We start from the raw sequence: 13,188 nt of genomic DNA on the forward strand, positions 1-13,188 counted from the left end.
CCGCGCGATGTTGAGGAGGCGCTCCGCCAAGCCGCAAAAGGCGGGAACCGATGCCAGACGCACGGGTTATCGGCGCATTGACCAACGGGATACCCGCCATGCCCACCGACCCGCAAAGCGCCCTCATTACCATCCAGGCCGGGCTTGCGCAGCTGAGCACGCTGATCGTCTCCTATTCCTTCTCGGCCGTCGGCGCCGTCATCCTCCTGGTTGTCGGATATCTCGTGGCCGGGCTTGCCGAGCGCTCGATCTATGCCGGCCTCGGCCACATCCACGGCTTCGATGAGACCTTGCGGCATTTCTTCTCGCAGGTCGTGCGTTACGCCATCCTGATCCTTGTGGTCATCATGGTGCTCGGCCAATTCGGCGTGCAGACCGCCTCCATCATTGCGGCAATAGGCGCTGCCGGCCTGGCCATCGGGCTGGCGCTGCAAGGCACGCTGCAGAACATCGCCGCCGGCATCATGCTTCTGGCGCTCAGGCCCTTCCGCATCGGCGAATATGTTGAGGTCGGCGCGATTGCCGGCACCATCGAGGAGATCGGTCTCTTCGCCACCAAGCTGCGCTCCGTCGACGGTGTCTATGTGATGGCGCCCAACTCGACGCTGTGGAACCAGCCGGTGCGCAATTTCACCCGCAACGGCGTGCGGCGCACCGACGTCACCTTGAGCATCGGCTCGTGGAATGACATCGACCGCGCGCAAAAAACGCTGCTTGCCATCGCCGCCGCCGAAAAGCGCATCCGGCGCGAACCAGCGCCGATCGCCTTCGTGGCCAGCCTCGGCGACACCACCGTTTCGCTCACCTTGCGCTACTGGACGTCGGCCGCCGACTATTTCTCGACCCAGATCGACATGACCAAGCGCGCCAAGCAGGCCTTCGATACCGAGGGCATCTCGATCCCGCTGCCGCCTCCGGAAATGCCGGCGCCGGAGGCGCGCAAGCAATAGTCTCACCGGTTCTTCAGTGCCGGTTCTTCACTTGGAAGTGACCGCCTCATCCTGCGCGAAGGCTAGCTCCACCGGCAGGGGCGTCTGCGCCGACATTGGCGCGAAACTGCCGGTTGTGGCCGCGGGTGTCGGCCGGCCGGCCATCACGCGCCACAGCACGAACAGGCAGAAGGCCGATGCGATGACGATGCCGACATAGATGAAGGTCGCGGTGCCGAAGACGGCGGAAAGCGCCGTCACGATGCCGGGCACGATGAAGCCGGCCAGCGACCAGGCGAACAGCATCGAGCTCGACAGCGCCAGAAGCTCGTCCTTGCCGGCGCGGTCGGCGGCATGCGCGCTGGAGAGCGCGTAGATCGATTCCGACGCTCCGTCCCAGATGAGATAGATCACCACCAACGCCATCAGCGCGCCGCCGTCGAAGACGATGGCAAGCACGCTGGCGATCGCCGCGAGCGCCGCCGCGCCCGCCAGCACGTAGCGCCGGTCGGTGCGGTCGGATATCCAGCCGAGCGGAATCTGCAGGATCAGCGTGCCGACCGGCATCGCCGACAACAGCAGCGCGACGTCGGCCTGACTGTAGCCCTTGGCGGTGGCATGGATCGGCGCGAAGCCGGAGACGATCATCGACAGGCCGCCGACGGCGAGCATGCCGGCGACACCGACCGGCGAGATGCGCCAGGCGCGGCGCAACGCCACCGATGCGGCCTGCGGCGCCGGCGGCTGCGCCAGCCGCGTCATGCCGACCGGCAGGATGGAAAGCGCCGTGAAGGTGATGCCGATCAGCGCCGCCGCGGCCGTGTGGATGTCGATCGCGGCGAGCGTCGCATAACCCACGCCTAGCCCGCCTATATAGGCGACATAGAACACCGCCATCACCCGGCCGCGAATCGAATTCGGCAAGGCATCGTTCAGCCAGCTCTGCGCGACGATGAACAGCCCGCAGATGGCGAAGCCGTAAAGCGCCCGCGCGGCGATCCATAGGAGCGGTATCGGCCCGGCGCCGATCGCCGCATTGGAAAGAGCGATCAGCGCCGAAAGCACCATGAAGGCGCGGGCGTGACCCACTCGCTTGACGAGCGGCCCGGTCAGGATGCAGCCGGCCAGCCCGCCGGCCGAAAGCCCGGTGACGATCAGCCCGGCCCAGGTCGGGTCGAACCCGTCGGCGCCGAGGCGCACCGGGATATAAGCGAACATCAGTCCATTGCCGATCGCGATCAGCGCCATCGACACGATGACGCTGGCAATGGCGATCAGCGGCGCCGATTGCGCGGCGCGGGCGGGTTCGGTTGTGGTGGGGTTCTGCTTCAGCATGCTTGTGCAGCTTGGTCTACGGACAGGAAAAAAGCCGCCGTAAAAGCGACATGGCCGGACTTCCCTTCCCCTCTTGTGGGGGAAGGTGGATTGCCGCGAAGCGGCAAGACGGATGAGGGGTGTTCCAGCGGAGTGAGACGTCGGCGACCTCGTCGCTAGACAAAACGGTGTCGCCAAGCTGGAACACCCCTCATCCGTCTCGGCGCTATCGCGCCGATCCACCTTCTCCCCCTGGGGGAGAAGGTAAAAGCTCTATCCCTTCGCCGCCTTACGGAGCGCGGTGGAGGAGAGCGAGGAGCGCGGACCGTGGATGAAGGTCCAGGCAGGCGCCGGCATGCGGGCAAGCAGCGGCGCGTCGCCCTCGTCGATACGGGCATAGTCGAAGGTCTTGGCGACGACCGACGACAGGAAGGAGAGCGTGGCGCCCGGACGGTCGATGACCGCGATCGGGAAGGTCAGCACGATCTCGCGCCAGCGCTGCCAGCGGTGGAAGTCGCGCAATGAGTCCGCGCCCATGATCCAGACGAAATCCACACCCGGGTTGCGCGCCTTGACCAGGGCAAGCGTGTCGGCGGTGTAGCGCGCATGCTGCGCCGCCTCGAAGGCGGTGACCTTGATCTTCGGGTTCCTGGCGATCTTTTCGGACAGCTCGACACGTTCGGCGAGCGGCGCCAGTTCGCGCGCGCTTTTCAGCGGGTTGCCGGGCGTCACCATCCACCAAAGCTGGTCGAGCACGAGCCTTCTCAACGCGATCTCGGCGACCAGCGCATGGCCGGCATGTGGCGGATTGAACGAGCCGCCGAACAAACCGACCGTCAGCCCCCTGGCGGCATGGGGCATGCGGAGGTAGCGGGCGGGAACGATGGGCTGAGGGGACGAAAGCATGGTGCTAGGCCCCCCTCTCTGGCCTGCCGGCCATCTCCCCCTCAAGGGGGGAGATCAGATGTCGCCGCGACTTTCGCCAATCACCGGCGTTGCAAGCCGAGCGCCGGCGCCGAAGCTGCCAATCTCCCCCCTTGAGGGGGAGATGGCCGGCAGGCCAGAGGGGGCGGCCTGGGCGCAAAGCCTCACACTCTAGCGGCAAGCGTCAAGGCCTCACCTGTCCAGACCCGCGCACGCGGTATTTGAACGAGGTGAGCTGCTCGACACCGACCGGTCCGCGTGCATGCATCTTGCCGGTGGCGATGCCGATCTCGGCGCCCATGCCGAACTCACCGCCATCGGCGAACTGCGTCGAGGCATTGTGCAGCAGGATCGCCGAGTCGATCTCGTTGAAAAAGCGCTCAACCGCAGCCGTATCCTCGGCGACGATCGCCTCGGTGTGGTGCGAGGAAAACGTCTCGATATGCTCGATCGCGCCGGCGATGCCGTCGACCAGCTTCACCGCGATGACGGCGTCGAGATATTCCGTCACCCAGTCGGCATCGGTCGCCGGGCTGGCGTCGGCGAAAGCCTTCATCACCTCGGCGTCGGCGTGGATCTCGCAGCCGGCAGCGCGCAGCGCTTCCAGGATCGGCACCAGATGCGTGGAGGCCGCCGCGCGGTCGACCAGCAAGGTCTCGGCCGCGCCGCACACGCCTGTGCGCCGCATCTTGGCGTTGACGGCGATATTGACCGCCATGTCGAGATCGGCCGAGCGGTCGACATAAAGATGGCAGATGCCTTCCAGATGCGCGAAGACCGGCACACGCGCCTCGGTCTGCACGCGTCCGACCAGGCTTTTGCCGCCGCGCGGGATGATGACGTCGAGATTGCCGCCGAGACCTTTCAGCATCTCGCCGACGGCGGCGCGGTCGGTGGTCGGCACCAACTGGATGGCGTCCTGGGGGAGGCCGGCGGCCTTCAGCCCTTCGACCATGCAGGCATGGATCGCGGCCGAAGAATTGATCGAATCCGAACCGCCGCGCAGGATCACCGGATTGCCGGCCTTTAGGCAGAGCGCGCCGGCGTCCGCCGTCACATTCGGGCGGCTTTCATAGATGACGCCGATGACGCCGAGCGGCGTGCGCACGCGCTCGATGCGGAGCCCATTCGGCCGGTCCCAGGCAGCAATCACATCGCCGACCGGATCCTTGAGCGCGGCGATCTCGCGAATGCCGTCGGCCATCGCCTTGATGCGCGCGGGATTGAGCTTCAGCCGGTCCATGAACGAACCCGACAAGCCGGCCTTCTCGCCATTCGACGTATCGATGGCGTTGGCGTCGAGAATGGCCTGCTCGTTGCGCAGGATGGCGTCTGCCATGGCAACCAGCGCATCGTTCTTTGCCCTGGTGGAAGCGACGGCCAACGGTCGGGCGGCGGCGCGAGCGCGACGGCCGATATCGGCCATCAGTGCCACAGTGTCTTCGCCGGACTTTTCATGCAGCTTCAGCATGGTTCATCCCTCCGCCCCATCTAGTCGTCGGCCAATACTTGGTCGCCGGCAACGCTTACCACAAGGTCGTCGCGATGGATCATCGCCGATCGCGCCTCGTAGCCGAGCACGTTTTCGATCTCGGCCGTCTTCAGACCCGCGATCCTTACGGCATCGGCGGCATCGTAGGCAACCAGGCCGCGCGCGATCTCGCGGCCCTCCGGCGACAGGATCGCCACCGTATCGCCGCGCGAGAAATTGCCGCTGACCAGCTTGACACCGGCAGCCAGCAGCGACTTTCCGGACTTCAACGCCCCGACGGCGCCGGCATCCACCGTGAGCCGGCCGGCCGGTTCGAGCTGCCCGGCGATCCAGGTCTTGTAGCCCTTCACCGGGTTGGCGCTGGGCTTGAAAAAGGTCGCGCGCTCGCCGCGCTCGATCGCCATCAGCGGCGAGAGCCTGGTGCCCGATGTGATGATCATGGCGGTGCCGGCGGCATTGGCGATCTTGCCGGCGTCGAGCTTCGTGCGCATGCCGCCGCGCGATAGCTCTGAAGCTGCCGCGCCCGCCATCGCCTCGATATCCGGCGTGATGCGGTCGACCACCGGGATGAACTTCGCTTGCGGATCCTTGGCCGGCGGCGCCGTGTAGAGCCCGTCAATGTCGGAAAGCAGCACCAGCAGGTCGGCGCCCATCATCGTCGCCACCCGCGCCGCCAGCCGGTCGTTGTCGCCATAGCGGATTTCGGAGGTCGCCACCGTGTCGTTCTCGTTGATGACCGGCACCGCCTTCATCTTGAGCAGGGTCGAGATCGTCGCGCGCGCATTGAGATAGCGGCGGCGTTCCTCCGTATCGCCGAGGGTCAAAAGGATCTGGCCCGATTTCAGCCCGTCCTTGCCGAGCGCGTCAGACCAGGCGCCGGCAAGCGCGATCTGGCCGACGGCGGCCGCCGCCTGGCTCTCCTCGAGCTTCAGCGCGCGTTTGCCGAGGCCGAGAATGGTGCGCCCGAGCGCGATGGCTCCCGAGGAGACGACGAGCACTTCGGCGCCCGCATCGGCAAGCACCGCGATGTCGCCGGCAAGCGAGGTCAGCCAGTCGCGCTTCAAACCTGTCGCGCGGTCGACGAGCAGCGCCGAACCGATCTTCACTGTGATGCGCCGGTATGATCTCAGCGATTTCATCGGTCTTATCGCCAGCGCGTGTCGACGGGAACCGGAACGGCGTCGCGCGCTTCTGCGACCACCGCCATCAGCGCGCGCAGCACGGCCTCGACGCCTTCGCCGGTGACAGCCGAGACAAGCATCGGCGCGCGGCCGGCGGCGCGCTTCAGCGAGGCCGCCTTCTTCTTGCGGGCGTCGGCGTCGAGGATGTCGACCTGGCTGAGCGCCACGATCTCGACCTTGTCCGTCAACCCATTGCCATAGGCATCGAGCTCGGCGCGAACCGTCTTATAGGCTTTGCCCGGGTTTTCCTCCTGCGCGGAGACGAGGTGGAGCAGCACGCGCGTGCGCTCGACATGGCCGAGAAAGCGGTCGCCGATGCCCACCCCCTCATGCGCCCCCTCGATCAGGCCGGGAATGTCGGCGAGCACGAACTCGCGGCCGTCGATGCGGGCGACGCCGAGGCCGGGATAGAGCGTGGTGAACGGATAGTCGGCGATCTTCGGCTTGGCCGCGGTGACGGCCGCAAGGAAGGTCGACTTGCCGGCGTTGGGCAGGCCGACCAGGCCGGCGTCGGCGATCAGCTTGAGCCGAAGCCAGATGCTCAGCTCCTCGCCCGGCAGGCCGGGATTGGCGCGCCGCGGCGCCTGGTTGGTCGAGGTCTTGAAATGCTGGTTGCCGAAGCCGCCATTGCCGCCCTTGGCAAGCAGGAAGCGTTGGCCGACGACGGTCAGGTCGCAGATCAGCGTCTCATTGTCCTCGGCAAAGATCTGCGTGCCGGCCGGCACTTTCAGCGTGATGTCGGCGCCCTTGGCGCCTGTCATGTTGCGTCCCATGCCGTGCATGCCGGTCTTGGCCTTGAAATGCTGCTGGTAGCGATAGTCGATCAGCGTGTTCAGCCCGTCGACCGCTTCCGCCCACACATCGCCGCCGCGGCCGCCATCGCCGCCGTCGGGCCCGCCGAACTCGATGAACTTTTCACGCCGGAACGACACCGAACCGGCACCGCCGTCGCCGGAACGGATGTAAACCTTGGCTTGGTCGAGGAATTTCATCGTTTCAAGTTTCTGCTATTGCAATTGCGGGATTGCTCTAAACCAAGGCAGGGCCGAGGGCGAGGCCGAATTGCGACTAAAGCGCCGGATGCCCTTTCGGCGCGCACGCGGTAGCACTGGCGGGGACTAAAGGGGCGCGGGAATGAAGATCGTTTCCTACAACATCCAATACGGCATCGGCCTCGACCGCAAATACGATGTCGGGCGCATCGCCGACGCCGTGCGCGGCGCCGACGTAATCGCGCTGCAGGAAGTGACCCGCAACAACCCGCGCAACGGCGACCGCGACATGGTGGCCGAGATCAGCGAGGCGCTGCCCGATTATTTTGCCGCCTATGGCAGCAATTTCGAGGTCAATATCGGCTCGCGCCTCGAGAACGGCCGCGCCATCTCGACCTCCTTCCAGCTCGGCAACATGGTGCTGTCGAAGACACCCATTCATCTGTCGCGCAATCTCCTTCTGCCGCGCAGCCGCAGCCTCGAGGCCATGAACTTCCAGCGCGGCGCGCTCGAAGCGCTGATCGAGACGCCGCTCGGCTTCATCCGCTTCTACTCCACCCATCTCGACCACCGCAGCCCGGTCGAGCGCCAGAGCCAGATCCGCTTCCTGCGCCAGCGCCTCCTGAACTATGCGCTCGAAGGCGGCGGCCTGTCGGGCATTCCCGAGATCGGCCTGCCGGACCTGCCCTATCCGGAAGCCTTCATCGTCATGGGCGACTTCAACATGCTGCCGGGCTCGCCCGAATATGTCGAGCTCGCCGGCCGCCCGGACCATGAGTTTGGCATGCCGCTGACCGCCGATCTTGCCGTCGACGTCGCCCAGCGCCTTGCCGTCGCCGACCTCGTCACCTGGGTCGACCCCGACCGCCCCGACGACAAAAGCCGCCACAAATGCATCGACTACATCTTCACCAGCGCCTCGCTGGCCAGATCGCTGAAGCGTCTATGGTCCGACCGGGACGCCGTCGGCTCCGATCACCTGCCGCTCTGGGCCGAGCTGGGCTGAATTCTGAACTCCCCCTCATCCGGCCGCTTCGCGGCCACCTTCTCCCCGAGGGCAGACGAGATTGGCGCCGGCGCTTACCGGCTCCTCTCCCCTTGGGGAGACGTCGGATTGCCCCGAATTGCCCTTCGCGATTCGGCTGGCAATCCGGGTGAGGGGCGCTTGCCCAGCCCTGTAAAGCAATCGTCAAAAATGAATCCAATTCCTCAGGCTCGTCCAGGTCTTCCTGTCGAGCCTATAGCGCTCGACCGGCACCTGCCCCGCGACGATCGAGTTCAGCATGCCCTGGCCGGCATACTGGAAGCCGCATTTGTGGATGACACGGCGTGAGGCCGGATTGATCACCCGGGTCGAGGCATGCAGCACCTGGATCGAGGTCCGCTGGAAGGCGAGGTCGACCAGGGCATGCGCGGCCTCGGTGGCATAGCCGCGCTTCCAGTAAGGCTCGCCGATCCAGTAGCCCAGTTCCAGGCCGCGATCGGTGGTGTTGAGCCCGGCGCAGCCGACGAAGGTGCCGGTATCCTTGAGCGTCAGGGCATAGACGATGCCGGCGCGGCGCGACGCCGCCATGGCGAGGAAGGTGCGGCCCTCGGCTTCGCCATAGGGATGAGGCATGCGGGCCAGCATTTCGGCGACATGCCGGTTGTCGGCCAGCGTGACGAGTTGCTCGAGGTCGCTCTCGCGCGGGGCGCGCATGGCCAGACGCTCGGTGGCCAGCACCGGGCAATCGATCGCGTAACTTTCGTCTTCGGAGTCTTCCGCTTCGGCAACCATTTTAGTCCTCCAGGGCAAGAAAAAATGAAAAAGGAGAGAGGGCAAACCCATCTCTCCTGATCCTTTTCCTGGCCTGGCCAGACACCGGTTCCCGAGATGGGCGCCGGTGTTATGGTGCGGAACCGGCTACTCCGCTGCTTTGGTAATCGGGTTCACCGATACGTAGGTTCGGCCGTTGGCTTTCTTGTTGAAGGTGACTGCGCCGGCTTCGAGCGCAAAAAGGGTGTGGTCCGTGCCCATGCCAACATTGGTGCCCGGATGCCATTGCGTGCCGCGCTGACGAATGATGATGTTGCCGGCGATGACGGCTTCGCCGCCGAACTTCTTCACGCCGAGACGCTTGGAGTGCGAATCGCGACCGTTGCGCGACGAACCGCCAGCTTTCTTGTGTGCCATTTGACTAACTCCGATGCGCCCTGAGGCGCTTGAATGGTCTTATGAACGCGTTCGCGTTCCGTTTCAAGTGCGCACCGGCGACGATTGTCGCCGGGCCATCTTATTTCAACCTGCCTTACTTCTTCGCCAGTTCCTTGGCCTGCTCGCGCCAGTCCTTGATCTGGTCGGCGCTGAACGGCATGTGCTCGTCGATCTTGGCGACATCCTTGTCGGTGAGCTTGGCGAGCTGCGCGAAGGTGACGATGCCCTGTTCGGCGAGGTCCTTCGCCGCGACCGGGCCGATGCCCTTGATCACGGTCAGGTCATCCGGCTCGCCCTTCGGCGCCTTGAACAGCGGCGCAGCCTTTGCCTCTTCGCCGGAAGCGGCCTCAGACTTGGTCTCCTTCTTTGCCTTGGCCTCCTTCGGAGCGGCTTCGGCCTTTGCCTCGGCGGCGACTTCCGCCTTGGCTTCGGGGGCCTTGGCCTCTGCCTTGGCGGCGGCCTTCTTCGACGGCTTGGCGCCGCCCAGCAGGATCTCGGCGATCCTGACGGTGGTCAAAAGCTGGCGGTGGCCGATCTTGCGGCGCGAATTCTGGCGGCGGCGCTTCTTGAAAGCGATGACGGTGCGGTTCTTGCCCTGCTCGACGACTTCCGCCGTGACCAGAGCGCCATCGACGAACGGCGCGCCGAAGGTGACATTCTCTCCCTCGCCATGCGCGAGCACATTGCCGATCTCGACGATATCGCCGACCTTGGCTTCGAGTTTCTCGATCTTCAGGAGATCGTTGGCGGCGACGCGATACTGCTTGCCGCCCGTTTTGATGACTGCGAACATTTTTTGCCTTTCGCTGTTCGGTCGGCCTCGATGAGCCGCCTCGGGCGGTTCGGCCGTCTTTTTGTCAGTCTGCGGGTTCAAAAAACAAGCGGCGCGGAAGAGCCTCCACGCCGAATGCGGGCTGTCCCTAACCGAAGGTTGCGCCGGAGTCAAGGCAAGCGGCTTGTCCTTGGAGAGGCCGCGAGCGACGTTGCCGGCAAATATCGGTCCGTCCCATCGCAACCGCTTTCCGCGGAAGCAGGAAATCGGTGGAATAGGGCCTTGTAACTGGAGCAGTCAGCCGTTATCTAGTGCGCCGCGCCGGCAACGGCCGACCATGACCTCGCGGAGAGGTGGCAGAGTGGTCGAATGCACCGCACTCGAAATGCGGCATACTCGCAAGGGTATCGGGGGTTCGAATCCCTCCCTCTCCGCCATCCTGCTTCGCGCTGCGCGCTTCGCAGGACAGGTCCAACGAATTCCTTTCCGCGCGAAGCAGGATGCCCTCCGGAGCTTTAGCGAAGGAGGGCGGCTCGGAGCTTTCCCCACATCCCCCTCACCTGCCCCATCGGCCTGCGGATGAAATCCCGTGGCCCTCGGGTGACAAAAATCCGACCATGATCGATAATAAATCGATAATAATATGATCTCACGGGTTGTTGCGTAGAGGGCCACATGCGCTCGGGGGCGAAATCTAACAATGCCCGGTCGCGGCTTCACAACGGGGGACAAGATGGTCGCGCGAACAATTGCGGTTGTCCTTGCAATTGCGTTTTCCCTTTCACCTTCGCACGCGCAACCACAGCATCGACTGCCGAGCGGCTATAGATGGGGCCGCTGCCTGCTTGTCGTTCACGGTCAAACTCGCATCTCCGGAAGATGCTCCTACCAAATCGAGAAGGGCGGCGATTTCAATATCCAGGGGCCTCGTCAGGTTTTCGCAGGCATCGACTATCCCGACACGCATAGCGGGGCCGGTGAAATGTCGAAAGATTACTGGGCGGTTGTCTACAAGGACGGCGATCTTTGGGCAGGCTATGCGAACGCTGACATTCGCGACACGCACGGCGAGGCAGGCGATTGGGGAGAGCTTCGCCGCGAAGGCGCCTGCTATGTCGGCAAGGACGTCAAGGTTTGCCTTTGGCGTTAGCCGGCTCCCTTGCAAGACCTATCCCAGCGCCACCAGGCGTTCGAGGAAGCGCCCCTTGCCTGCGTGGCGCTCCCGGAGCGACTGAAGCCGGAGACGGAAATCCTCGGTGCTGCCTTGTTTTTCGGCAAGCGCCAATAGATCGGAAAGGAGCGCCGCTGCTTTATCGTAGCCGGCGGGGTTGCGCCGCCCGATCTCGGTCTCGACCTCTTCTCAGACATTTTCACCCCGCTGGCGAAGGACCTCGACCTGGATATCGCGGGCCTTCTCAGCCGCCTCCGCTTGCAGTCGCCGCTGCGCTTCCGCCAGCTCCGCCTCGGCGCGCTTGCGGGAAAGGCGGATTTCTTCGGCCCGCGCCTGCAGATCCGCTGCTGTGTGCAAAGGGCCAGGCGAGATTGTCGTTTCGGGTTCCAGACGTGCCCGAATCGTGGCCCGCAACTCGGCGGACATATTCGGCTCGCCATTGAAAACCCGCATGAGCAGACTGGTTTTCTCGACGTCGCTCATCGCCGCGACCACCCGCCGGGCGATATCCGGTGCCGCGCCATCGGGACCCGTTGTCGCGCTTCGCTCAGCTGCCGCCCGGACGAGATCGCGATCGATGCCGAAGAGGGCTGCGAACGCTTCGAGCGCCTCGGTCAGCGGTCCGATTCCCGGCATCGGTTCAGGCTCATCGGGTTCAATCGCGCCCGCTTCGACAGCCATCAACCAAAGTAGGTAGAAAAGCCGAAGATCGCCGGCGAGCAAGTCGGCCCGCAACGGCGCCAAGGCCGAGAGCCAACCTGAGTCGTCGTCGTCCAGGTACTCGAACTCCAACTCGTCGCGCGCGATGCTTATAATGATGTTCTCACCAGCGACCCTGAGCATGACGTCGTCGGTCGCTCCAAGGAAGGCGTCCACGCGATCCCGATCAACCAGCCGAGCCGGCAGCTTGATCATCAGGCGGCGGGAACCCCAATTGGCCCAATAAAGATGAAGATCGAACCAGCGCTCCATGAGCTCGTCCGGATCGCCCTTGAAATCCCCCCACTCGTAGAAATTGGTGAAGCTTGTGGCGGTGATCCGCGCCCGCGATGACAAATCGCGAAGCACGTGGCGATCCGCGTTGCCAAGGGGACGGTCGACCGCCTGGAATTCATAATATTGGTATTCGCTCATCCTCGCTCTCAGGATTGACACAAGTGTGCGGCTGGGGGATCGGTAGCATACCGCCGGGCCGGGGCTCCATCGACGCGACTGGACGCGATGAAAAAGAAGATCTGGAAAAGCTGCTTTCCGACGACAGCAGCGACTTCAAACTGTTTCCGATAGACCGCTATCTCCATGCCGTGGCGACTGAACGGCAGGTGCCGGATCTCGCAATCGCGGTCTGCACGATCAGGATAGAAGAATCAGCGCCTGCGCTGCGCATGGTCCTTGAACGCGCCGCCAACGGACAGCCTTTGTCGGACGATGAAGAGATGCTGCTCTTCAGGGGCGTGTATATCCTCGGCGGCGCCCGCGACACCCAGGCATGCCAAGCTTTGCTGCGTCTGCTGCGCCGCCCTGGGAAGGAAGCCGACCGGCTGCTTGGCGACGCCATAACCGAAACCTTGTCGCGCATCATCGTAGGCGTATTCGACGGCGACGCCGGCGCGCTGTTCGACATCATTGCCGAACGCTCCGGCGACGAATTCATCCGCGATGCGGCGTTTGGCGCGGTGACCTTTTTGACCTGGGAAGGTCGCATCGAGCGCGACCGGACAAGGGATTTCGTGGAACGGTTCTACAGGGAGAGGCTGGCCGACGACTGGGATTACGTGTGGGTCGGCTGGCTGCAAGCCATCGCGATGCTTGCCTTGCGAGACCTCGTTCCGCTTGCCTACAGCGCTTGGGATGAGGGCCTGATCCCGGAAGATGCGCTTGAACGCAGTGATTTCGAAAGCGACCTGCGGGAAGCCGAGCAGCAACCGGGCGACATCGGCCGGTTCGATCGCGCCAGTCTGAGTTACATCGAGGATGTCCTTGTGGCGCTGGATTGGACCCGCGGCCTTGACGATGACGACGACTTCGAGTTCGGCGACGACGAATTCGATCTTGACGAGGACGAGGATGGGCAAGCCTCACGGCTGGACCTGGCCTTCACCAGCGTCACACCGGCCACCAACCCCTGGCGCGACGTCGGGCGCAACGATCCGTGCCCTTGTGGAAGCGGCAAGAAATTCAAGAAATGTTGCCTTGCCAGCTGATTGGCGATCCTTCGC

At 64.4% G+C, this 13,188-nt stretch carries 12 protein-coding genes, 1 tRNA gene and 1 pseudogene; 5 read left to right on the forward strand and 9 right to left on the reverse strand.

All coding sequences use genetic code 11. The annotated features are described in order from the left end of the window. The first annotated feature begins 98 nt into the window (after nt 1-98). A complete protein-coding gene (locus FJ423_RS11545) occupies nt 99-950 on the forward strand; it encodes a mechanosensitive ion channel domain-containing protein (protein WP_095767214.1) in 852 nt (283 codons plus the stop codon). A gap of 27 nt (nt 951-977) precedes the next feature. Here the strand turns inward: FJ423_RS11545 and FJ423_RS11550 are convergent, their stop codons facing one another. The 5 genes from FJ423_RS11550 to obgE form a co-directional block, all read right to left on the reverse strand. Beyond that, a complete protein-coding gene (locus FJ423_RS11550; protein WP_140841784.1) occupies nt 978-2,264 on the reverse strand; it encodes an MFS transporter in 1,287 nt (428 codons plus the stop codon). Between the two features lie 252 nt (nt 2,265-2,516). Continuing rightward, nucleotides 2,517-3,104 (reverse strand): nicotinate-nucleotide adenylyltransferase, encoded by a 588-nt coding sequence (locus FJ423_RS11555; protein WP_140841933.1) that lies wholly within the window; start codon nt 3,102-3,104, stop codon nt 2,517-2,519. Nucleotides 3,105-3,351: 247 nt separating this feature from the next. Then, the gene (locus FJ423_RS11565; protein ID WP_140841788.1) at nt 3,352-4,638 is read right to left on the reverse strand and encodes a glutamate-5-semialdehyde dehydrogenase; all 1,287 of its coding nucleotides are present in this window, start codon (nt 4,636-4,638) and stop codon (nt 3,352-3,354) included. 20 nt (nt 4,639-4,658) lie between these two features. Continuing rightward, complete coding sequence (proB, locus tag FJ423_RS11570; RefSeq protein WP_140841790.1) at nt 4,659-5,798, reverse strand: glutamate 5-kinase; 1,140 nt, start codon at nt 5,796-5,798, stop codon at nt 4,659-4,661. A 5-nt stretch (nt 5,799-5,803) separates the two neighbouring features. After that, nucleotides 5,804-6,832: a GTPase ObgE gene (gene obgE / locus FJ423_RS11575; protein ID WP_140841792.1), complete on the reverse strand. Its 1,029-nt coding sequence runs from the start codon at nt 6,830-6,832 to the stop codon at nt 5,804-5,806. 142 nt (nt 6,833-6,974) lie between these two features. On the opposite strand from obgE, the gene FJ423_RS11580 reads away from it, so the two are divergent. After that, on the forward strand, nt 6,975-7,838 hold the full coding sequence (locus tag FJ423_RS11580; protein ID WP_140841794.1) for an endonuclease/exonuclease/phosphatase family protein: 864 nt from the start codon (nt 6,975-6,977) through the stop codon (nt 7,836-7,838). 183 nt (nt 7,839-8,021) lie between these two features. On the opposite strand, the gene FJ423_RS11585 is transcribed toward FJ423_RS11580, so the two are convergent. The 3 genes from FJ423_RS11585 to rplU all read right to left on the reverse strand — a co-directional run bounded on the left by FJ423_RS11585 (nt 8,022) and on the right by rplU (nt 9,819). Beyond that, a complete protein-coding gene (locus tag FJ423_RS11585) occupies nt 8,022-8,609 on the reverse strand; it encodes a GNAT family protein (RefSeq protein WP_140841796.1) in 588 nt (195 codons plus the stop codon). A gap of 126 nt (nt 8,610-8,735) precedes the next feature. Further along, nucleotides 8,736-9,005: a 50S ribosomal protein L27 gene (rpmA, locus tag FJ423_RS11590; protein WP_095767205.1), complete on the reverse strand. Its 270-nt coding sequence runs from the start codon at nt 9,003-9,005 to the stop codon at nt 8,736-8,738. A gap of 115 nt (nt 9,006-9,120) precedes the next feature. After that, nucleotides 9,121-9,819: a 50S ribosomal protein L21 gene (gene rplU, locus FJ423_RS11595; RefSeq protein WP_140841798.1), complete on the reverse strand. Its 699-nt coding sequence runs from the start codon at nt 9,817-9,819 to the stop codon at nt 9,121-9,123. Between the two features lie 326 nt (nt 9,820-10,145). On the opposite strand from rplU, the gene FJ423_RS11600 reads away from it, so the two are divergent. Continuing rightward, a tRNA-Ser gene (locus FJ423_RS11600) sits at nt 10,146-10,235 on the forward strand. A gap of 263 nt (nt 10,236-10,498) precedes the next feature. Further along, nucleotides 10,499-10,948, forward strand: coding sequence for a hypothetical protein (locus FJ423_RS11605; RefSeq protein ID WP_140841800.1), 450 nt, complete (start codon nt 10,499-10,501; stop codon nt 10,946-10,948). Between the two features lie 18 nt (nt 10,949-10,966). Here FJ423_RS11605 and FJ423_RS11610 read toward each other — a convergent pair. Then, nucleotides 10,967-12,103: pseudogene (locus FJ423_RS11610) on the reverse strand (hypothetical protein). A gap of 23 nt (nt 12,104-12,126) precedes the next feature. On the opposite strand from FJ423_RS11610, the gene FJ423_RS33510 reads away from it, so the two are divergent. Further along, complete coding sequence (locus FJ423_RS33510) at nt 12,127-13,173, forward strand: DUF1186 domain-containing protein (RefSeq protein ID WP_181174775.1); 1,047 nt, start codon at nt 12,127-12,129, stop codon at nt 13,171-13,173. Nucleotides 13,174-13,188: the final 15 nt, after the last annotated feature.

Origin of the sequence: Mesorhizobium sp. B2-8-9, assembly GCF_006439475.1 — a bacterium.
In the GTDB taxonomy this organism is placed as follows: Bacteria; Pseudomonadota; Alphaproteobacteria; order Rhizobiales; family Rhizobiaceae; genus Mesorhizobium.